The organism is Georgenia ruanii (genome assembly GCF_009193175.1).
GTDB lineage: Bacteria > Actinomycetota > Actinomycetes > Actinomycetales > Actinomycetaceae > Georgenia > Georgenia ruanii.
Genome location: NZ_VUKE01000001.1, coordinates 308,707 through 330,133 on the forward strand (window position 1 = coordinate 308,707; position 21,427 = coordinate 330,133).

Consider the following 21,427-nt stretch of genomic DNA (forward strand, 5'->3'; position numbering starts at 1 on the left):
TCTCCGGCCTGCACCGCGGCGCCGGACACCAGCGCGGCGAGCGCTCCCGACCCGACCCCTGTCGTGAACCAGCCCGCCCCCTCCTCTCCGGCGCCCGCTCCGAGTGCCTCCTCGCCAGCGCCGACTCCGAGAGCCCCAGCGGCTGAGGGCGGCGATTGCCCCGACTTGGAGTTCGCGGAACCCGGGGATCCCGAACAGGTGAGCGGCTGGAAGCAACAGATTCCCGTTGATGGTGGCCCACGCCAGTACGCAAACGGCACGGTCACCCTGGACGATGAAGGAACGCCAGTTGCCTACACCGTGGCTCCCGGCGATATAGGCGCATTCATCGCCGCACGGCTGTGCGTCAACCTCGCCTACCTGAATGCGATCAACGGGGTGCGCCGAACTACGACACTCAACCTGCATCCCGGTGACACGCTCAACCTCGACGCGCACACGATCCTCTCGGTGGGGGACGAGCGGGGCCTAGTCCTTCAGAACCCAGTCCCGTCGCCCATCCCGCCGCAACGGTAAGCAAGACGCCGACCTGTCCCCATGAGCGCCCTTGAGGGGCACGACGGGGTACGGTCCTCACCCCGCCGAACGGGCGGCAGCGGGCCCTCATCTACTCTTCTACCAACTTTCATAAGCAGGACGAGTTCGATCAGACGTGCACAGTGAGAACTTCTCCACCGCCTGAGCGGTCCTGCTTACCCGCGTACCCGCGTGATGCGGTCCGGGGAACCGCGCAAGAACCGCACCCTGTCGCGAGTCCGCCCGATCCGCTTGCCGGTGTCCGGCAACACCCAGTGAGACCGCACGATCGTGCCATCCCGCAACCAGTCCGGGCGTTCCACCGGGGCGCAGCAGTTAGCGTTCGAGCCACTTCGCGGCCAGCATCCTGTAGGTCTCCGGCTCCTCGATAAGCCCGAAGACCGTCAACCCGTCGCTGCTGAACTCATGACTGTCGAGCAGATGGTCGTCTCCCCATTCACCCTGTAGTGCCCGGCATCCCCGGTCGTCGTCCCAGTAGCCGATCTGCAACGTGCATTGCCCGGGCGGGACAGCCACCCCGGGAACGTCGGTCATGACCACCAACGGACGAATGGCCGTGATCACCTGGAAAGAGTCCGGAGCCACATCGTGGACAGCCCAGCGGGAGAAGTAGGCGGTGAGGGCGAGGAGGAAGTTCCGCTCCGCCTCTGTGCGCGCAGCGTCCCCCGTGAGCGCTCGCACGTTCCCCATCTCGCCAACGTAGAGCACAGCGCCACCACATGATCCGTGACAACCAACGACTCGGGATATCGGGCCGTACCGGTGAGCCATTCTCAAGAGAGAGTGGTGCATCGCTGGCTGCCAGGACCGCGCCACCACCGACTCACCCCGTGGCGACGGCTCAGGGCCCCTCGCCTCGGGCAAGGTAACGACGGCTTACCCCCGCGCCGGGAGTTCGCCCACAGCACGAGAGCCCGCCGCGGCGCGACCCGCGTCCGCGCTCTCCGACCCGGCGAAGAGGGCCTGACGACCGGCCGTGCTCGTCGGCGTTGCGATCCGGCAAGCAGCCGGAAATCAACCACCTCGAGGATGGGGCCGAAGCGCAACGCTCTCTCGGCGGATTTCGCCAAAGCCCACTCGCGTAGTGCGGCGATCTGGGATCGGAGCGCCGCCCGGGAGGCCAGAAGTACTCTCAAGTGCGCTGCCGCAGCGACTGCCGGGTCTGCTCACAACTCGGCTGACAGAACGGCAGGGGTGGGGACATTCCACTCTTGTCTCCACCGTCACCCGACAGTTCTTCTCGCTTTGGTTATATTTGCCTCGATGGAAAGCATCATCTGGCTCCCTTGTGTTGGAGCCACTCCGCGGCTTCGCGCACCTCGTCGCCTCTTACGGTGGTCACGTCTGGGGTGATCGGTGCGTCGTGGGCGATGCTGTGTGGCGCGCGCATGTATCCGGTGGAGATGACGATGAAGGCGCCGTCTGGAAGTGGCACGGTGTCGTTGGCCGTGGTGAATCCGCCGGTGGGCTGGCCGAAGGAGCGTGTGTTGGGCTGAGCCATCAGTGCGAACAGGGTCCCTTCCGCTGCACTGGCTGTGAACCCTGACTGCAGGACAGCGATCGGTAGCGCGTGATCGACGTGGAGGTCGACAAGGCCCGACGTGTAGGGGTCGCCATTCCAAACCAAGTATTCCCGGAGGCTGCGCTTGGTCACCCGATCGACCTCCCCGTCCGGGTAGGCCACCTCAAGCAGGTCTGCGTTGTTCAGCAGAGGTGACAGCGCGAGGAGCATGGGGGCAAACCCTCCGCCCGTATTCGCGGTGAGGTCGATGATCCAGCCGCGCGTCACTTCGTCCTGGTGAGTCATGATCCCGGCGACCGCGTCGTGAACGTAGGTAGCGAAAAGCCGTTGATCCAGGGCGGTGATGGCGGGGACGGTGACGATTCCGATGCCGTCTTCCACGCGCACCGTCGGTGCGACGAACTCGGACGCGCTGGTACCAAAGGCCGCGATGAAGCCGCCCGCTGTGGGCGGCTCGAAGTGGCTGTGGTGACCGCCGGCCGTTCTCGTCAGGATGGCGAGGATCCGGTACACGTCCCGCGGTTCGACCGCATCGGTGGCTTCCCGCGACGCGGCACGGAGAACGTCGTGCCACTGCTCGCCTTCGGCGTAGATGCCTTGCTCGAGTACCGGCAGAACTGCCGCCAGATATTCTCGGGCGTCCTGCCGCGGCGTGCTGGTGGTCGCGAGGAGCCCTGCCGACACGGCGCACGCGGCGGCAGCGAAAACCTTGCGTCCTTTGCTGCCGCTCATCGACAGACAATTCTACAGGATCGCTATTGTGTGCGCGGCCTTCCGAGCCATGTAGCGGCCGCGGAGGGTTGCGTCGATCGCGCCGGGAGTGCCTCGACCGGTCATCATGACGATGCGGTGCTCATCTCCGCTGTCACCGGAAATGCGTCTTCCCTGTGCCCTGATATCACCGGCTCAGTGCCATCCTCGCGGGGCCATTCCTCTGGGGAACGTCAGTGGGAGCCGATAGGCTCGGACTTCTTTTTAGTGCCGGGAAGGGGCAAGCCGAATGGTAGGAAAGGTTGCTTTGCAACTGGCTCGCGTTCTCGTGCTGTTGGCCCTGTTGCGCGCCACGGAGTGGTATGTCACCAGCCGGCCCCAACCGCCCGGCGAGATGGGGGACCTGTGGCGGCCGTGGGTGGTGGCCTCCGTGATCAGCGCCCTGTTTGTGGCGGTGATGCTGGCGGGGCGCCGATACCGGCACTCCTGGGTCGTGTTGGTTGTAGAGACCGTTCTCGCGGCCGGGCTTGCGTTCATTTTGCCGGTGCAGTGGATGGTCTGGTTCGGGGTGGGCGGCTGGCGCAACGCCATGGCCAGCGGCTTTGTGCAGCCATTGGCGATGGCGTGGCTCGGTGTCGCCATCGCGGTGGGGGTCCGCCAATTCCGAGCGGCAAGAGCGGTAGCCACCGGCCCTTCCCAGACGGACGCGGCCGCGTCGGCATGAACCCCTATGGGCCGCGATAGTGCCCATCCGCGGGATGTAAGGCTCTTCGCTGTCGCCCCGACACCTACCCCGGCGTCGTGGTCCACGCCGGGGTCCTTGCACAACTCCCCTTACCTGGCCTGCGGGTGCGACGCGTGCGACGACACCGCGGCGTCGCAGGCCGACGAGATCAGGTCTTCGCTGTCGCGGCGGGCGGGTACCGCGAGGGAGTGCGAGGGCGGCACCATGGGTCGATATGGCGCTGCGGGCGCCCCCGACGGGTCACGTTACGGAAGCAGCAGCACGCGGTTGTGCGCTGCCGCCCTGGTCGCGGGATGGCGCCGCCTGAGGTCCTTGCGGCACGGCTGGGGCCCCTGGCCCATGCGCGGAGACTCCCAAAGACAGTGACCCCCGTACGGTGGGTCGATGGCGACGATCGTTTCCGCACCGGCCGACCTGCTCGTCGCGACGAGCGACGGCATTGACGTGCGTTTCGCCGGCATCGTTCTGCGCGCCAGGTTCCCCTCCCGACCTGGATACCCGCGGGGCGGCACAGGCCTGGGGGTCAGGTTGGCGGGGGTGCGGGGACCTGAGACCCAGCGTCGCGACAATCTGTTCCTGGACGCCCGCGAGATGTGGGCTGAGCGCCTCAAGACCGAAGGACCAGACGCCGCCGCCGGCCCGCCGACGATGCCCGGCGTTCCCGTGCTGGAGCGGGTGCAAGCCACCGTCAGTGACGACATCGACACCGCGTACCGGCTGATCGCCGGCCGAGTGGCCGGGGACGGTACCGAGTGGGACGCGGCATGGATCTATGCCCCCGCACCGCCCGACACCGCCGGCAGGCTGACGCTCCAGTTCACGTTGGACGGGGCGCCGACGGGCAAGGAATGCGAGATCCGGCTCCACTGAGGCTGGACCTCCCAGGTCGCTATCGTCACCGCATGAGGCTGGGCGGGACGTCGAGGCACGGTGGCCGCTGGATCGTCAGCGCCACTGTTGTCCTGATCGTGATTCCGCTCGTGGCGTTCGGGGTGCAGCGCGTCCGTTGCTTTGACTACGCCCCAGTGATCCAGGCGGAGAGTTTCTGCACGACTGGCCCAGCCCTCAGCATGGTTGGCGCGTGGGGGCTCACCGCCGCGGCGGTATTGTTCGCCACCTTCGCCTTCTGCCGTGCGTTTCGTCCGCCCCCAAAAGGATCGCTGAGACGCGGAGGCAGGAGGAGCGATGCGGTTCGGTAGCGGGCCCAGTTGGGCGGTGAGCATCAGCGATCCCATTGATCTCTTCTTCGCGCTCTAGGTGCGCGACGCTCTCCGACTCGCCGCAGCGCAGGAGTACCCGCCGCTCGAACCCGCAGTTGCCTCTTGGACGCCCGACGGATGGTCCAGCCCTCAGGCCTCAGCCACCACGGAGCAGTGGCGAGCGTGGTGGGCGACACTGATCTCGAACCGGCCAGAGCGAACGACGCCACCAATCGATGGCCCCGACTTCACTTCCACCCTCGGCGCGGAGTTGCGAACCGCGCAGCAGGCGCTCTTCCGTCCAGCACTTTCGTGGCGGAAGGACCACCGATCACCGCCGCGTGCCACCAGCGCACGGGTCCCCAGGACCCGCTGTCGGAGACCTCGTCAGGGACATCGAACAATCCCTCGGCCGCAAAGCGGCCCCGTTCGATTACGCCATCGAGTCCATCCCCACCCAAGGCAAGCGGTACTGGGACCTCTCTCCCACCACGCTCCTGGTGAGCGAGGCACTCCTGGCGGCGGCCGCTGACCTCCGCGACGTGCTTCGTCCCCGCCTCTCGGCGCTGGCATAGGGCAGGACCTCCCCCCGCGCCGACCTTCCCCACTGCCGTGCTGCTGCGAAGACCAAGACCGGCGCCTGGCGGCGGCTGGCGGTGGACGGCTGCTGCAAGCGGCCGCTGATGGGGCGGGGTGCCACGTCGCCCCCTCAGAGCATCGGCTCCCTCACCTGGAACGCAGGCGGTCAAGTTCGGCACGCAATGCGCCGAGGCTCTCATGGACCGCAGACGCGGCTGCCTCGGCACGCTCTGCCCGCCCGACGGCTTCATCGCACTTGGCCTGGGCGACTCCGAGGGCGACGGCGGCGTCCTGCGCAGTAGAAGCGGCTGCGGCGGCGCCTTCCTCAGCGCGCTCAGCGCGGCGACCCTCCTGCGCAGCACGCTCCTCGGCGATCTTCGCCGCCTGGAGGGCTTCGCGCTGGTCCGCCTCAGCGACCGTCCGCTGTTCTTCGGCTTCGTCGACCCGCTGCTCCGCTGCCTCGACTCGCGCTCTCGCCTCCTGGCGAGTCTCCACTTCCCGCTCCTCGGCGGCGGTCGCTCGCTCCTCAGCCGCCGCGGCTTCTTCCGCTGCTCGCTCAGCGTCTGCCCGGGCCGTCCGGGCGTCGTGCTCTGCGCGTTCCTGAGCCGCCACGGCCTTCTGGACCTGCGCGGCGGCCTCGTGGAGGGCTGCTTCAACCATGGCCGGGTCTTCCCACTCACGCAGCGCGGTCTCCGCGTCGGCCAGCAGGTCAGCCTGCGCCTGCGCGGCTGCGGCGGACTCGGCGGTGACCTTGGCCCATCGGGCTACCAGCGTCCGCACTCGCCCCTCTGGAGGAAGATCGCTCGCCAGGGCCGCGGCGCCACCGCCAGCGGCCTCCTGGGCCCGCTTGGCAACCGCTCGTCGCTGGGATCGGGCTCCGGCGGCGTCGTGGCCGGGAGTGGTGCAGTAGCGCGGCGATGGGCCGGTGGGCGCCTCGCGTGCCCGGCGGGGAAGGGTGCAGCCGGGATAGGCACACAGAGTTGTGGTCAACGGTGCTCCTCGTTGAATCGATGAATGTCGGCAATGTGCATGCATTCATCTCACGAGGCATCGGGCCGCGTCCCGCGTTTGGGCTGGCTTCGCCGTCGGAGGGGTCGCAGGGGAGACCGTCCCTCGGCGACCGAAGCCGCCACGGCCCAGGTGCTCGACACCCGCGCTTCCCGAGTGGCTGGCCTCGGGGTCGCTAACTGGGGCGCGGGGGGCCACGCACGGCCTGGCCGACGGCCAACGCACGGCCTGGCCAGATGAATGAATGGATGTCGCCGCCATCCAATCATTCCGGGGTCATTCCCGGCCGCTCTGCCTTTCGATGAGGGGCTCTCCGCCGCCGCGCTTGCCACAACGGCCGGAGCCTACGCATCAGGTGGTCAGCGGCGGCGGGGCCGGTTGGTGCCGATGGGAATGGGATCTTGGCTCTGCCGCACGGTGCGGTTGCGTTCCTGCTCCGCATTGACGGTGTGCGCAAAGAGGGCGATGGCGTACGCGTCGAGCGCGTCGTTGAGCCGCCGGATCTCTTGGTTCTTCTCGTTCAACTGCCGCTGGAGGGCGTGGCTCTCTGCCTCCTGGGGGCTGCGCCTAGCGGAGGTGCCGGCGCTCAGCCGTGCGTATCGTTCGTTGAGGCCCCATGGCTTGCCGTCGTTGGTTGCGTCCTGGCGGAAGGCGCGGGCGACGGCGTCGTGCGAGACGCCGGCGATCTGCTCGATCTGGCGCTTCGTGCGCCGCAGTTCGGGATCGGCCTCGATGCGGCGCATGGCGGCGAGGATCTTTTCGAAGATCTGGTCCGAGACGGGCTTCGGGATGGCCATAGTCAGTCTTTCGCCGGCGCGGTGGAGGTGTCGTCGAGGTTGCGAAGGAGCGCGGCGAGTTCGGCCCGTCTGTCGCGATACTGCTCGACGAGGGCCGGGTGTCCAATCCCGCGGGCGAGCCAGGCATCGATCTGGTCGATCTGGGCCTGCAGCGTGGGTCGGTGGCGCTCGAAGAACATGGCGTTGGCGCAGGCGGTGGTCGCGCAGTGGTGGGATGCAAGATGGGGTCCTTCTGGCCCGCAGCCGGCCCGGTCTGCCGCGAACATGCAGTCGTTGAAGGTGCCCAGGTGGTAGTTCTCGCCGAGTGCGTCGGCAATGCTGTCCGCTCGGGACGGGTCAAGTACCACCTGGGCGCGCAGGGTGAGGATCTCGCCGGCACGCTTCCCGCTGACACCGCCCGTTCCGGTGACGACGGCGCGCGCCTCTGTCCGCGCGAGGGTTTTCCGTTCCTCGTCGAACAGTTGGGTGACGACCTGCTGGGAGTCGTTCATGTACGGGCTGGTCATCCGTAGGGCGGCGTGGCCGAGTTGGATGCCGAGGCCGATCTCTGCACCGGGGTACTGAGCGGCGAGGATGGCGAAGGAGCGGCGCAGAGTTTGTTGGTTGATGGGCGTGCGCGAGGAGGTGTCGACCCGCTGAAGGCCCAGGCCGGCGCCGCGGCCGATGCGGTAAGAGGGGTCGGCGTTGATGAAGTCGAGGAGACGGGCCACGTCGCGGTCGTAGACGTACGTCCCGGCGTTGTCGGCCGCGCGGGCGAACAGATGCGTGGGATGCGGGGAAAGCCGCTCAAGGACCTCGATGGTGCGGATTACGGGGTTGGGCGCCCACCAGACCCGGTCGACGCCGATCTCCGAGGCGACGCCCTTTATCTGCGTGCTTTTGATCGCCGGCAGGCCGTCGCTCTCGGTGATGGCGCCTCGCCGAAGTTCATGGATCTCACTGTCCCGCATGCCGGTGAGGGCGGCGAGGACGACATAGCACGCGCCACGCAGCATCCCGTAGAAGTAGGTCGCCTCGCCGCTGCCGATCTCGTCCACCCAAAGGGTGGTCGTACCGTCCGGCTGCGTGACCGGGGCGGTCGGCCGGTAGAGGCCGCCGAAGGCGGACCGCTCCGGGTCAGTCGCGCAGTCGTCGACATAGTCGACGGCGGCCTGCCGGAATGACGGGTGTGCCTGCCGAATGATGAGCGAGGCGCTTAGTCCCGCCATCTTGCAGAGCAACGACCTGTTCGCTCCGCCGCGGTCGTGACCGTCGCGTCCGTAGCCGGTGTGCAGCGGGACCTTGTTGCCGGCTTCGGCCCACCGGCGCAATACGGCGAGGCCCTTGTCACCGGCGGCCCCGGTGGCAACGGGGGCCAATGCCTGAAACGCCGCCCACGCGGCGATGATGTCGTCGGAGAACTCGTTGACCACCTTCCAGGCGCCGGCGACCAAGGGGGCCCACATCGCCCAGGGCATCGGCGGGGTCTCGTTGGCAACTCCCGCGCGGTATCGCGCGACGCGGGCGGCCGGGACCGGGCCCCACGGGAGGAATCCGAGGCCGCCGCCGCTAAAGATCGCGGCGTACTCGCGTAGCCACTTGAGGAGCGTGACGTACTGGCGGACCGTGCCCGCGGCGAGCGGCTGGCCTGTCTTGGTGGCCTGGCCGGTCTCGAGGGCCCGCAGGAAGGCGTGTGCGTCCTCCTGGGTCCAGTCGGACAGGGCGTCGAGGTGGCGGGAGTGTGCCCACTGGCTGAGGACGGCCATGTGGCTCGTGATATCAATCAGTTTCGTTGAGGCGGCCGGTCGCGCCCGGCGGACGATGCCGGCCGCCACGACCGCCGGATGGGTCGGCTGAGCCAGCACCATCAGGAGTTCGCGCGCGACCTGCTGGTAGGAGCCGACGATGCGCTCGAGCGTGAGCGTCTTTTCGGCCTGGCTGGCGCGGACGATCACGGGCCGCAGGTCCCAGACGAGGTCGCCGAATCTCGGGCCGTCGTCGGTGCCGGCGAAGACCGGTTCGGTGTCGTCGAAGGGGCAACGGGCCGGTTCGCGCCGAGAGATGGGTGCCGTCATGGGACTTCTCCCAGGTCGTTGTGCAGGGTGGGATCCAGGACGACGTCCGCGGCGGCGGCACGGGCGGCGGCCACGTCCTCGGGAGGGAACGCAGGGAGGATGACCTGGGTGATCGACTCGTGGACGGCGCGCCACCTGGCCTTCCAGACCTCGATGTTGGCGGCGCGCTCGGGTGCGGTCAGTTCGGCGAGCCGGACCGCGGCGGGCAGGTGCCGTTTGAGCACCAGGGCGTTGGGGCAGGCGAAGCAGTCGCCGGTGCTGGAGACCGGGCAGGCGTGTCCGTGCGGGATGTGCGGAGAGGCCAGCGGGTCGCGGCATGCGGCCACGGTGGTTTCGAGGGTGCCCTGCTCCAGGTCGGCGAAGGTGGCGTCGTCGACCTGGTCGACGTGGGCACCGTGCTGAAGCAGGTTCTCGGCCTCGGGGGTGATGACGGTCAGGCGCACGGCGTTGTCGAACTGCTCGTTGATGGCGTCGACGAGGATGCGCCCGGCGCTGGCCCGCAGGATCTCGGAGGTGGTGTAGTGGGAGAAGAAGACCCCGGGAGTGTGTCGCCGCCCGTCGCGCAGGTACCGGGTGGGGGCGGCGAGGGCCTCCCGGGTGGTCGCCGTCTTGCGGAAGCGTCGGTAGACATGCGGCAGCGAGATGGGCCGGCGGTGCACGTGCCGCGCGATCCAGACCTCCAGGGGCAGGTCGCGCCAGTCGGCCCGCTCCGCCAGCGGAGGGGGACCTGGGTCGGCGCTCGTGAGCCACACGGCGCCGGTATCGCCACGGGAGGCGGCCGGGCCGGTCAGCCGGACCGTCGCGGTGATGGCGTGGTGGGCGGCGCGATTGGCGCGCCGGTAGATGCGTTCGTAGCGCTGGCCGGCCCGGGCCTTGACGAAGGTCACCGCGTACTGGTCGACGGCGTCACGCTCGGCGAGGTGGATCAGCCGCTCCAGGTGCCCCATGCCGGCGGCGGCGGCATCGTGCGTGGGGTCGGTGGTCGCGACGATATCCTCGAAGGTCACCGCGCGGATCACCTCAGGCGGCTCACCCGTTGACAGGCTCCACAACACATGTAGCGCCACCGCGACGTCCGGGTTCGGTGCTCGGCGTGTCGACGTAGCGGCCGGAGCGCGCAGGGCGCTAAACACCAGCCGGTGTGCAGCGCCACGCATGGCGCGGATTTCGTCGGTGGTGAACTCGGGTTCACCCGGTCGGCGGATGTGACTCAGGCGTGTGCCACTCTCGAGGCGCCGTACGACCGTCGGGTGCAGCGTTCCCGGCGCGTCCTCCTCCATGCGGCGCAGCAGCGCGAAGAGATGCACAACATGCCGATACCGCGTGTCCGTGCGCTCCTGCTTCTGGAACGCCATCTGTGCCATCTCCCAGGCATCCAAATGCCGTGCTCGGAGGTCGACAACAGCAAGCGTGTGCCCCGCAGCGGTTGGCTGGGCGCAAACGAACGACAAGAACGATCTAATAGCGGCCAGGAGTGTATTCACACTCCCAGGAACCTCTACGAACACCCCCGCGAACGCGTCAGCAACCGCTTCGGCAAGCCTGACATGTTGGTAATCGCTCGGCTGAAGGCGCATCGTCGCCCTGATGCCGTTGGTCTCTGTCTGAACGCATCGGGCCCCACTCGAGTCAATCCAGGTGCGAGCCCGCCCTGCGGTATCGCGGGGTTGCGGGGTGTGGGTGGCGCCTCGGCTCATGGCTTCTCGTCCTTCGTGGGCGCGACGGTGTGTCCCATGGTGGCGGCGGAGATGTGGCGCAGGGCCTCGGGTAGTTCGTCGGTGTAGCGGTCGGCGGCGTAGAGGTACTTCTGGGTGGTCTCGACGTCGGCGTGGCCGAGCAGTTCCATCACGGTAAGGACGGGGTTGGCGAGGAGGAGGTAGGGGTCTTCGGCGGTGCGGCGACCCAGGCGCATGAGGGCGGACAGCATCCGGACGGCGTAGGTGTGGCGGAAGACGTGTGGGGTGACGGTCAGGTGCTGGGGCGGGCGGTCGGGGTTGTTGAGATGGTGGACGCGCCGGCGGGACTCATCGAAGACGGCGTTCCAGCGGCGTAGGTCGACCGGGGTGCCGAGCCGGCTGGTGAAGAGGGCGAGAGGTTCGATGGTGCCGCGGTCGGTGATGAGGGCGGCGGTCTTGCGTTGGGCGTCGGAGAGGAGTTCGGCGCGGATGCGCCGGGTGCCGATCTTGATGACGGGTTTGCCGTCCGCGTCGTGTTCGATCGCGTCGCACAGGAGCAGCCGGCGCTCTTCGCGCAGGCGGCGTAGCCGGGGTTGGGCGGCGGCCACCGCCTTGTCGCGCTCGACGCGGCGGTAGAGGTCGGTGGCGTCGGCGAGGGTGTCGGTGACGAAGACGGTCCGGGGCCGACTGCCCTTGCCGACCAGGGTGAAGGGCCAGACGCCGGCGGTGGGCATGTCCGGCGTGCGAGGGATTTCGCAGTCCAGGAGCAGGGCGGCCTCTTCGCGGCGCAGGCCCATGGTGGCCAGGGTCAGGCCGTAGGTGTAGTCGCGTTCGCGGTTGGCGGTGGGGGTGGGGTCGCCGTCGCAGCGCAGGCCGCGTTCGAGGAAGAGGCGCAACTGGGTCTCGGTGAGGAAGCGCGGTTCGCGGACCAGCCGTTCGCGGGCGGCGAGGGTGTTGCGCCGGCGCTGTCCCCAACGGGGGATGGGGCTGCGCTCGATGAGGTGGGCGGCGAGGGCCCAGTCGTAGAAGCCGGAGACGGACGCCAGTTCGGTGTTCCAACTGGAGGCGCGCACCTCGGCGCGCCGGGCGTCGCGGTAGGCGACGAGGTCCTCGGCGGTGGCGTCGGTCAGGTCGACGCGGGGCTCGGGGTGGGTGGCCAGCCACTCCTCCACTGGGAGTGCGGCCTCGCGGGCGCGTTGGTGGGCGCGGCGGGCGCGCAGAAAGCGGAGCAGGCGCCACAGGTGGTAGGAGTGGAAGCGGGCGAGGGACTTGAGGGTGTAGGCGCCCTGGGACCAGGCGGCGAGCAGGTACTGGTTGGTTGCCCAGACGGTGGCCAACTGGCCGTCGTCCTCGATGAGGAAGGGGAAGCCGTCGGGCAACTCCAGCCGGTCGAGAAGGTGGTTGACGGCCTGGGGGTCCCAGGGGAGGTCCCCGCGGGGCGGGGCCGCCGCGACGACGGCGCGGTCGATGACGACCCGCCTCATGCGACCACCGCCCTTCTGTGGGCGGCGTCACGTTTGCAGCCCCTCGAGGGTGAAACTACCCGAGGGGCTGCATGTACGTCCTGAACTTGAAGTAGTAAGACACTTTTTCAAGTTCTTCTGTGGAGATGGCGGGAATCGAACCCGCGTCCGACGGCGTGGTACCAGGGCTTCTCCGGGTGCAGTCTGCTGACGATTTTCTCGGCCCCAGCGATCACGCAGACAAGTCGCTGACGGGCCCAGTCACCTAAAAGTCCCCGTAACCCCGATGACGAAGGCTACGAGCAGTGGCTCTCTAGATGACGCCAGGAACCGGGGCGAGAGCTACCTCGGGCTGACGGAGTTCGGAACTCGCTCAGGCGGCGAGGGCGAACTCGGTGCGCTTGGAATTGGCACCTATTGGTTTGCAGAGAGCGTTGACGAGATGACTCTGCATCCTCGACCCGCTTCTCCTGGAACGACGACCATCGTCGAAACCGATCATCCCCCTGTGCAGTTATCCCCCGGCCTCACCCACTGGGGGATCCGCCGGTGTCTCTATGCTACGCGGTCAACCAGGCCGGTGGCACGTTCATTCCCCACCGCCGCGCTGTGACGGACCTCTCGGGCGCCTCCGGCCCTCGCGGTCACGCCGCCCCGGCGGCGCTCTGCGAGCCCGCCGCCCCTGCCGGCCCGCCGCCGGCCTCAGGCCGAGGCCGGCGCGTCGAGCTCGGCGTCGATGAGCTCCTTGACCCGGCCGAGCAGCTCGATGGCGCGCAAGGACTCGTGCTGCGGGACCCCGGAGACGTCCATCTGGAAGTTCTGCCGGTCGTGCTCGAGGTAGCCGTGCAGCGCGACGATCCGCTCCGCCACCGTCTCGGGCGAGCCGACGACGAACGCCCCGTGCCGCCCGGCCTGCATCTCGTAGGACATCCTGGTCGGCGCGGCGAACCCGCGCTCGCGCGCCAGCTTGGTGCCGGCGTCGAGCTGGTAGGGGTAGAACGCCTCCAGGGCGGTGGCGTCGTCGTCCGCCACGAACCCGTGCACGGAGACCGAGACGTGCCGCCGGGCCGCAGGGTGCCCCGCCCGGGCGAACGCCTCGCGGTAGAGCTCGACGAGCGGGGCGAACCGGCGCGGCTCGCCCCCGATGATCGCGTAGTTGACGGGCAGGCCCACGGTGCCGGCGCGCACCGACGACGCCGGCGAGCCCCCGGTGGCGATGCCGATGCGCAGGTGCTCGCCCAGGTCGGGCTTGTCGGTGGGCCGGGGCCAGAGGTGGGCGTCGACGAGGGGCGGGCGGAAGCGGCCCGACCAGGTCACCGGGTTGCCGGCATCGAGGGCGAGGAGCAGGTCGAGCTTCTCCTCGTACAGCTCGTCGTAGTCCTCCAAGCTGGCGCCGAACAGCGGGAAGGACTCGATGAACGACCCACGCCCGGCGAGCAGCTCCACCCGGCCACCCGAGAGCTGGTCCATGGTGGCGAACTGCTGGTAGACCCGCACGGGGTCCTCGGTGGACAGCACGGTGACGGCCGAGCCGACGTGGATGCGCTCGGTGCGCGCCAGCGCCGCCGCGATGACCGTGGCGGGCGAGGAGATGGCGTAGTCGGGCCGGTGGTGCTCCCCCACGCCCGCGTAGTCCAGCCCGACCTCCTCGGCGAGGCGCACCCGCTCCACGATCTCCCGCAGGCGCTGGCCCGGGGAGACGCGGTCGGCGCCGGGCCGGGTGTCGAGGTCACCGAAGGTGTAGATGCCGAGCTGCATGCTCGTGCGAACCGTCAGCGGACCGGTTCTGTTCCGGACGCGGCGGTGCCTTCACTGCCACCGCGGCGAGAATGCCCCTCTGGTTGCGCCGAGAATGCCACTCTGGCTGCGGGGGTCAGACCTGACGCCAGCGCGCCTCAGCCTCGGCCGGGGTGGTCCGTCCCGCGATGACGTCCTCCAGGCCGGGTACGAAGGCCTGGTAGGCCCGCTCGACCTCGTCCAGCGCATTGACGAGCAGTCCGCGGAACGCCGGCGCGGGCAGCTCGACGTCGCCGACCTCGAGGCCGGCTCGCACCGAGAGGTTGCCGGTGCTCAGGTCGAGCTCGAACGTCGACGTGGTGAGGACCGTGTTGGCGCGCGTGACGGCGTCGGCGAGGACTGGACGAATGCCGGACGGGACGTAGTCGGGCCGGACGGCGTAGAAGACCACCGCGCGGGAGACGGACAGCACCACGCCCATCACCAGATCCTGCGGGCCGCTGACCGCGTCGACGTCGAACGTCTCCAGGTCCCAGTCGACCTGCAGGTTCCGGCCCTCGGCGAGCAGCGCGACCAGGGTGCGGCGCAGCAGGTCGGAGGCGCCCTCGGCCTGCGGCGGGAGCGTGACCTCGTCAGACGCCTGCACCGGCCAGCTCCTCCTCCTTCATCCGTTCGCTCCACACGTTCAGCAGAAACTCCTTGGCCGCCTCGCTGTTGGCGGGGTTGGCCGTCTGCTTGAGGATCTCCTCGGTGGACATCCCCTCGAGCGCCTGCAGGAACGTGGAGAGCTGGGCGTCGGTGGGGTCGTGGGGCAGCACATGCTTACCACAGACGATGGCCGCTCCCGCGGTCTCCACCCCGCCGGTCGCGTCCTCCCAGTTCACCGCCGTCTTCCGTTGTGACCGGGTGAACGTGTCCCCGCCCTTGAGCATCATCTTCAGCTTCCAACCGAGCCCGCGCCGCCCCTTGGCGCCGCCGGTGGCCGCCTGGTCCATCCGGTTGCGCTTGTCGGCCATGTCGCCGACGGCGCCCCACTTCTTGCCGACCCCGCCGAGCGCCCCGATGACGCCGGAGGCCTTGGCCTGCCACTTCTCGTAGAACTGCTGGGGGTCGGCGTCCTCCCCGAGCTCCTCCAGCACGGCGTTGCGCAGCTTGACGAGCATGTCCTCCTTGCCCACGCTCGTCGGGTCGGGGTTGCTGCGGTCGGTGACGTTGAGCCCCTTGAGCATCGCGGGGACGATCCGCTTGCCGTCGATGTCGTAGTTGCTCAGGAACGCCATGGCCACCTTGTCCCCGCGGGCGGCGCGCATGATGATGCCGTCCACCGCCATTGCCGGGTGCCGCTTGAGCTCGTTCTCCGCGCCGCCCTCCAGGTGCTGGACCGCGGACTCCTGCTCGGCCACCTTCGCCATCCGCACGAGCACCTCGTCGGCGATGACGTGGCCGAACTTGTGCAGCAGGTCCACGACGGTGAACCCGGCGTCGACGGCGGCGGGGATGCCGTAGCCGCCGCCGCTGGCCACGGTCGCGATGGAGGTGGCGAGCTTCCTGATCGCGTTGACGGTCGACCAGGTGGAGTTCTCCAGCTTCTTGGCGTAGCGCTGGGCGAACTTCAGCATGGGGTAGACCAGCACGTCCACCGTCGTTGCGCCCGCGGTGCGCGAGCGGGCACCGAAGAGCGCCTGGTTGGTCTCGTGCACGCGCACCGCGTCACCGGCCAGGTCGACCGCGCTGCTGACGATGGTCAGGGCCGCGGTGGCGATGTTCAGCCCCGGGACGACCTGGCCGACGGCGCCGGAGACCGCCGGGGAGATCGTGGCGGCCAGCTGCGCGGTGGACCTCGCCCCGGCGACGAGGGCGTTGAGCCCGTCGGCGCCGGCCTTGGCCGCGGCCAAGGCGGGGCGGGGGCGGGGGTCCTCGTAGCTGCGCTGGACCGACACGGCGAACTTCATCGCCTGCTGCACCGCCGTCTTCAGCGAGCCGAAGATGTCCAGGACCGAGCCGATGCCCTCCTTCACGCTCGTGGTGATCCGCGGGTCCTTCGGCAGCTCGTCGGGGTCGATGGCCTTGCCGGTCAGCTTGTCCAGGAAGCTCGTCCCGCCCCTCTTGGCGGCCTCGGCCTCCTCGGCCTTGAACTTCTCCGACTTCGGGTCGACCTTGTCGGCGATGGCCCCGAACGCGCTGTTGCCGACCTTGCCGGCGGCGAGCCCGATCCCGACCTTGCTCGCCACCGACTCGGCGCCGGCCTGTGCCTTCTCCGCACCGTCGAGCCGCCGCGGCGGCGCCATCCTGGCCTGCAGGGGCACCCGCGCGCGGGCCTCCCGGATCGCTGCCTTGTCCAGGGCGGAGCCGCGCGCCGGGCGGGCCTTGCGGACCTTGGCCGGGGCCGTGGCCCACACGAGGGCCTCGGCGCGGGCCTCGGCCGTCTCCAGGTCGACGTTGCGGATGTCCCGCATGGCCTCGTCGACGGCGAGGACGTACTCCTCGTACTTCGCCTCCACGTCCTCGGGCAGGAGCGTCCCGCGCTTGGCGGATTCGTTCATCGAGACGCGGACCCTCGCGGCGTTGCGCGCCTGGCGGACATCGATGACGAGGCGCTCGGCCGCCGTCTCCCGCGCCGGGCGGACCGGCTTGAGCGTCTGGGCGAAGCGGCCCTCGAGCCAGGTGCGCCGGTAGGCCTCGTCGGCGATGCGGGCATCGGTCCACTTCGGGTCCCCGGCGTGCTCGCCGGCGAGCTCCTCGACGAGGACGCGCTCGTGGTCGAGCGCTTCCGCGAAGAGCCGTTGGAGGTTCTGGAACTTCGCCCCGGAGTCGGGACCGGCCCCGATGTCCGCCTTGAGCGCCTTGCGGCCGGCGATGCCCTCCTTGCGCGACGCCTCCAGCTGCTTCTTCTCGGAGGCCTCGAGCTTCTTGCTGGCCTTGTTGTTCGCCCTGGCCTGCTCGTGCTGCGCCGCGATCGCGGCCGCGGTCCCCCGCGGCGGGCGGACCGCCTCGAGCGTCTCGGCGAAGCGACCCTCGAGCCAGGTGCGCCGGTAGGCCTCGTCGGCGATGCGGGCGTCCGTCCACTCCAGGTCCCCGGCGTGCTCGCCGGCGAGCTCCTCGAGGAGGACGCGCTCGTGGTCGAGCGCCTCCTCGAACAGCGCGTGGAGGTCCCGCACCTTTGCCCCGGAGTCGGGACCGGCGTAGATGTCCTCGGTCAGGGCCTTCCGTCCGGCAGCGTCGGCCTTGGCCTGCTTCTTCTGTGCCGCGCGCTCGGCCGCCCTCCGGTCCTCCTCCTGCTTGGCCCGTGCCTTCTCCTGCTTCTTGCGCTCCTGCTCTGCCTCCTCCTCGGGCGTGGGCTTCTTCTTCTTGAACAGGCCGAACAGCCGGTGCACCCTCGCACCGGGCTCGGTGACCACGTGGGCCAGCTCGTGCGCGAGGACCCGGTCGCCCTCGGCGGTGCCCGGCGCGAACTGCCCGGCGCCGAAGAAGACGTCGCTGCCGGTGGTGAAGGCGCGGGCGGAGACGCGCCGGTTGAGGTCGGCGGCGACGGCATCGTCGTGGATGCGGACGTGCCCCAGCCCGGTGCCGAACGCGCCCTCCATCTGCCGGCGCACCGCGCCGGGCAGCGCGCGGCCGGCGCCCCGTCGGGTCTCGATGCGGGACGCGGTCGCCGAGTCGAGCAAACCGCCGGCGGCCCCGATCGCCCCGGGCGCCGGGGTGGGGGCGCTGGCCCGGCGCAGGTGCCCGCAGGACGGGTCGTGCCGGTGCGGCTCGGGCTCGTCCCCGCTCGTCCCCGGCCGGGCGTCGCCGGCGGACAGGCGGCGCAGCGCCCGGTCCGCGAGCGCGTCGGCGTCGTGCTCGGCACTGTCCTCCGCCGCCCCGACCACCAGGGTGGGGGCGAGCAGGCCCGCGACCGGCGTCGGCCTGACCGGCGCCGCGGCCTGCTCGGTACGCTCCGGGACCGGCCCCGGCTGCGCCGTCGTCGCGGTGCGCTGGTGGGTCTGCGTCACGCTCATGCCCGCCTCCTCTCGCCGGGCACGCCCGGCCGCCGCCCGTCCATCGGGGCAGGATCCAGGGGCATCCTGCCGGGGTAGCCGCACCCGGACTACGGCAATTGCTACTGAGTTGCCCGGGCCGCGGCCGCCAGCGCGCCGCCGGCGGCGACCGGTGGGGCGAGGACGGCGGCGGGTGCCCGCCGTCCGAGCTTGGCGTACTCCCGCGCCGCGGCGCCGTGCAGGTCGCCCATCCCCACCGCCCGGCCGGCCCGGACGGCCTCGAACGTCGCGGAGAGGACCACGTTGCGGATGTCCCCGCCGGCGAGCTCGAGGTGGGCGGCCAGGGCGGGGACGTCGACGCGGTCGGCCGCGTCGAGCTCGAGCGGGGCGAGGTGGTGTTCCCACAGCCGGCGCCGGGTGGCCTCGTCGGGGTCGGGGAAGTGGATCATGAAGTGCAGGCGCCGGGCGAAGGCCTGGTCGAGGTTGCCGCGCAGGTTCGTGGCCAGGACCGTGATGCCGTCGAAGGACTCCATGCGCTGGAGCAGGTAGGCGACCTCCTGGTTCGCGTAGCGGTCCCGGGCGTCGTTGACGGACGAGCGGGAGCCGAAGAGCGAGTCGGCCTCGTCGAAGAACAGGACGCAGTTGAGCGACTCCGCCTCGGCGAAGACGCGTTCGAGGTTCTTCTCGGTCTCGCCGATGTACTTGTCGACGATGGTCGTCAGGTCGACCTGGTACAGCTCCATGCCGAGGGCGTCGGCGACGACGTGCGCCGCGAGGGTCTTGCCGGTGCCCGGGCTGCCGGAGAACAGCGCCGCGATCCCGCCGGCCTTGCCGCCCTTGCCCTGCAGCGGCCCCAGGGCGAGGACGTCGTCGCGGTGGCGCCCCCAGCCGATCAGCCGCTCCACCTCCGCCCGGGTGTGGTCCGGGAGCACGAGGTCCTCGAGGGTGAGGGGAAGGCCGCGTCCCGTGGTCGGGGCGGCCCGGCCCAGGCGCCGGGCGGCGGCGGTGACCGCCGCGGCGGCGCCGGGCACCGGGCCGTCCGCGCCGTGCAAGGGCCTGGCCGCGCCATCGACCGGGACGGGTCCGGCCATGCCGGCGCGGACGGCGCGCCCGACGACCCGGATCTCCTCCGGGGTCAGTCGCAGCGCCGTGACCTCCCGCGCGGGCTCGGCCAGCCCGAGCGCGGCGCGCCACTCGTCGCGGCGCTGCCCCAGGCTCAGCCGGGGCGCGGTCACCTCGGGCGGCAGGTCCCGGGCCCAGCGGGCGTCCCAGCGCGTGGCCCCGACGGCGATGACGGGCACCGGCGCGTCGGTGAGCAGGTCCATCGCCGGTCCGGCCGCCTCGGCGCCGGCCAGGACGAGGACGCTGCCGGTCAGCGCGGCCTCGAGGAGCAGGGTCCGCACCAGGTCGTGCACCGCGGCGGCGGACGGCGTCCCCGCGGCACCGGTGCCCCCGGGCCGGGCGCCGCCGGTCGCCTCGGGCGCACCGGGGTCGCTCACCGCTCGCGCGAGATTCGCGACCAGGCACACGACGTCGAGCTCACGACAGGCGGCCACGGCGAGGGCCGTCCCGGCGGCGCCCGGCACCGAGGCGACCCACACGAGCGGGGCACCGTCCGCGAGCGCCCCGGCCACGGTGTCGGTGCCTTCGACGGCGACCGGCACCGCCGGGGCGATCACGGCGGCGAGGGCCGCGGGCGGGGTGTCGTCACCGACGAGGTGGGCGACCACCCGGTCGCCGACGCGCAGGCGCCGGGCAAGGAACACGTCGTCGCCGACGAGGGAGAGCACGCCGAACCGGCGCAGCGGCGCCAGCTCGCCGAGGCGGGCGCGGGCCGTCCCCGAGACGAGCGAGACGCCCGCCAGCTCGTAGCCCAGGGCCACCGGGGGGCGCCCGGCGCGCTCGTCCCCGCCCAGCACGCCGAGCAGCAGATGGCCCGCGGGGTGCAGCTCGGGCAGGAGCGCGACGGCGAGGAGGCGGGCGTCGAGGTCGGTCAGGGCCAGCCGGTGGGCGAGCACGTCCAGACGAGACCCGACCTCCTCGAGGCCCGCGGCGTCGCGCTCGAGCACCGCCCACGCCTCCCGGGCGACGGCGAGGGCGGGGTCGTCACCGCGCCGCTCGAGGGCGGCGTCGAGCGCACCGAGCAGGTCCCCGAACACCGCCGCACCCACCGCTGCCTCCAGCCCGCTCGCGCTTCCCGGCCGCGGGATGCCGCCCCCGCCGCCCCCGGCATCCTCGCCAGCCCGCCCCCGCCGCGCTACGGCAATCGCTACGCAATCGTCGCCGGGCTGAATTGCGCATCAACTACGGAAGACCCTCCCGGCGTCCCCGGACTAGCGTCCCGTGCGGTGCGCGGTCAGCCGACCGCACGGGAACGTGCTCGGCCGTCCGCATCGGCAGCGGGAAGCGAAGGAGGCCTCGGTGAGGGCAGGCGGCACTCGGAGGCCACGGAACGGGCAGGCCACACGAGCCAAGCGGGCCGCCCTCCTCGGTGCCGTCCTGGCGGCCGCGCTCGTGCTCACCGGCTGCGCCCTCTTCGACCGCGAGGAGCGGTCGGTGTCGGTCTTCGACGCCGAGCCCGGGGACTGCTTCCTGGTCCCGGAGGAGATCACCGCCGAGCTGACCGAGCTGCGGCAGGTGGACTGTGGCCGGCCGCATCAGCAGGAGGCCTACGCGGTGGTCGACTACACCCCCACCGAGGGAGCGCAGGGGTATCCCGGCGACGCGGTGCTCAAGGACTTCGCCGACGGCTCCTGCGCCGCCGAGTTCGCCCCGTACGTGGGGGCCGACTACCGCGACTCCACCTTGTTCTTCACCTACCTCCTGCCCTCTGCCCGCAGCTGGGAGCAGGGCGACGACCGCGCGGTGACCTGCTTCATCACCACCACCGGAGCGCCGCTGGCCGAGTCCGTGCGCGACAGCCAGCTCTGAGCACCCGCCCGCGGCGGCCCGATCCGCACGGCCGCCCGCACGACCCGAAGGAACCACCGACATGGGCAAGCCCGCCGCCGTCGCGACCGCGATGCTGCAGTGCAGCTTCGGGGTGGCCCCCACCGTGCTGAACGTGCTGCCGCTGAGCCGGGTGATGATCGAGGGCCGCCCGGCCGCGACCATCACCGACTCCGCCCCGCTCGTCAACATCCCCACGTTCGGCATGTGCCAGACGCCGTCTAACCCCACCGTCGCGGCCGCCACCGCGGCCGCCTTCGGCGCGCTCACACCCATGCCGTGCGTGCCGGTGACGGGGACGCCGTGGGTGGGCGGGGCGACGACGACGCTGGTGGGCGGCAAGCCGGCCCTCACCGCAGGCGCGACCTGCACCTGCGCGTACGGCGGCGTCATCCAGATCCTCTTCCCCGGTGCGGTGCGCACCACCGAGGGCTGAGGCAGGTTCGGTAGCGATTACCGATGCCACCCGTCCG

The 21,427-nt window shown here is 70.7% G+C and carries 17 protein-coding genes and 1 other RNA gene; 6 read left to right on the forward strand and 12 right to left on the reverse strand.

The annotated features are described in order from the left end of the window. Positions 1-198 precede the first annotated feature (198 nt). Positions 199-516, forward strand: coding sequence for a hypothetical protein (locus tag GD880_RS01470; RefSeq protein WP_152229844.1), 318 nt, complete (start codon positions 199-201; stop codon positions 514-516). Between the two features lie 336 nt (positions 517-852). Here GD880_RS01470 and GD880_RS01475 read toward each other — a convergent pair whose 3' ends face one another. Beyond that, entirely contained in the window at positions 853-1,245 is a 393-nt protein-coding gene (locus GD880_RS01475) for a hypothetical protein (protein WP_152229845.1), read from the reverse strand. Between the two features lie 565 nt (positions 1,246-1,810). Beyond that, positions 1,811-2,791 carry a S41 family peptidase gene (locus tag GD880_RS01480; RefSeq protein ID WP_152229846.1) on the reverse strand — a complete coding sequence of 327 codons (981 nt, stop codon included), beginning with the start codon at positions 2,789-2,791 and terminating at the stop codon, positions 1,811-1,813. Between the two features lie 268 nt (positions 2,792-3,059). On the opposite strand from GD880_RS01480, the gene GD880_RS01485 reads away from it, so the two are divergent. The 3 genes from GD880_RS01485 to GD880_RS01490 are packed head-to-tail and all read left to right on the forward strand — an operon-like array spanning position 3,060 to position 4,385. Then, a complete protein-coding gene (locus GD880_RS01485; protein WP_152229847.1) occupies positions 3,060-3,494 on the forward strand; it encodes a hypothetical protein in 435 nt (144 codons plus the stop codon). Positions 3,495-3,500: 6 nt separating this feature from the next. Beyond that, positions 3,501-3,881: a DUF6226 family protein gene (locus GD880_RS20555; protein WP_226909294.1), complete on the forward strand. Its 381-nt coding sequence runs from the start codon at positions 3,501-3,503 to the stop codon at positions 3,879-3,881. An 18-nt stretch (positions 3,882-3,899) separates the two neighbouring features. Continuing rightward, positions 3,900-4,385 carry a hypothetical protein gene (locus tag GD880_RS01490; RefSeq protein ID WP_152229848.1) on the forward strand — a complete coding sequence of 162 codons (486 nt, stop codon included), beginning with the start codon at positions 3,900-3,902 and terminating at the stop codon, positions 4,383-4,385. Between the two features lie 1,055 nt (positions 4,386-5,440). Here the strand turns inward: GD880_RS01490 and GD880_RS01495 are convergent. From GD880_RS01495 to GD880_RS01540, 10 genes are all read right to left on the reverse strand, one after another. Then, entirely contained in the window at positions 5,441-6,073 is a 633-nt protein-coding gene (locus tag GD880_RS01495; RefSeq protein WP_193314309.1) for a hypothetical protein, read from the reverse strand. 587 nt (positions 6,074-6,660) lie between these two features. After that, a complete protein-coding gene (locus tag GD880_RS01500) occupies positions 6,661-7,098 on the reverse strand; it encodes a hypothetical protein (RefSeq protein ID WP_152229850.1) in 438 nt (145 codons plus the stop codon). Between the two features lie 2 nt (positions 7,099-7,100). Then, positions 7,101-9,152 carry a hypothetical protein gene (locus GD880_RS01505; protein WP_152229851.1) on the reverse strand — a complete coding sequence of 684 codons (2,052 nt, stop codon included), beginning with the start codon at positions 9,150-9,152 and terminating at the stop codon, positions 7,101-7,103. Next, positions 9,149-10,636, reverse strand: a complete 1,488-nt coding sequence (locus GD880_RS01510; RefSeq protein ID WP_152229852.1) for a hypothetical protein — start codon at positions 10,634-10,636, stop codon at positions 9,149-9,151. The genes GD880_RS01505 and GD880_RS01510 overlap by 4 nt, the downstream gene beginning before the upstream one ends. Before the next feature lie 209 nt (positions 10,637-10,845). Continuing rightward, entirely contained in the window at positions 10,846-12,312 is a 1,467-nt protein-coding gene (locus tag GD880_RS01515) for a tyrosine-type recombinase/integrase (protein WP_152229853.1), read from the reverse strand. Between the two features lie 117 nt (positions 12,313-12,429). Next, positions 12,430-12,797: a transfer-messenger RNA gene (gene ssrA / locus GD880_RS01520) on the reverse strand. A gap of 196 nt (positions 12,798-12,993) precedes the next feature. Continuing rightward, positions 12,994-14,049, reverse strand: a complete 1,056-nt coding sequence (locus tag GD880_RS01525) for an LLM class flavin-dependent oxidoreductase (protein WP_152229854.1) — start codon at positions 14,047-14,049, stop codon at positions 12,994-12,996. A gap of 115 nt (positions 14,050-14,164) precedes the next feature. Beyond that, positions 14,165-14,674: a type III secretion system chaperone family protein gene (locus tag GD880_RS01530; RefSeq protein ID WP_152229855.1), complete on the reverse strand. Its 510-nt coding sequence runs from the start codon at positions 14,672-14,674 to the stop codon at positions 14,165-14,167. Continuing rightward, positions 14,661-18,026, reverse strand: a complete 3,366-nt coding sequence (locus GD880_RS01535; RefSeq protein WP_152229856.1) for an eCIS core domain-containing protein — start codon at positions 18,024-18,026, stop codon at positions 14,661-14,663. Before GD880_RS01535 ends, GD880_RS01530 begins: the two co-directional genes overlap by 14 nt. A gap of 101 nt (positions 18,027-18,127) precedes the next feature. Continuing rightward, the gene (locus GD880_RS01540) at positions 18,128-20,176 is read right to left on the reverse strand and encodes an ATP-binding protein (protein ID WP_152229857.1); all 2,049 of its coding nucleotides are present in this window, start codon (positions 20,174-20,176) and stop codon (positions 18,128-18,130) included. A 250-nt stretch (positions 20,177-20,426) separates the two neighbouring features. Between GD880_RS01540 and GD880_RS01545 the strand changes: the two genes are divergently transcribed. Then, complete coding sequence (locus tag GD880_RS01545; RefSeq protein ID WP_193314310.1) at positions 20,427-20,936, forward strand: septum formation family protein; 510 nt, start codon at positions 20,427-20,429, stop codon at positions 20,934-20,936. 61 nt (positions 20,937-20,997) lie between these two features. Then, positions 20,998-21,390, forward strand: a complete 393-nt coding sequence (locus GD880_RS01550; RefSeq protein ID WP_152229859.1) for a DUF4280 domain-containing protein — start codon at positions 20,998-21,000, stop codon at positions 21,388-21,390. The last annotated feature ends 37 nt before the right edge of the window (positions 21,391-21,427 follow it).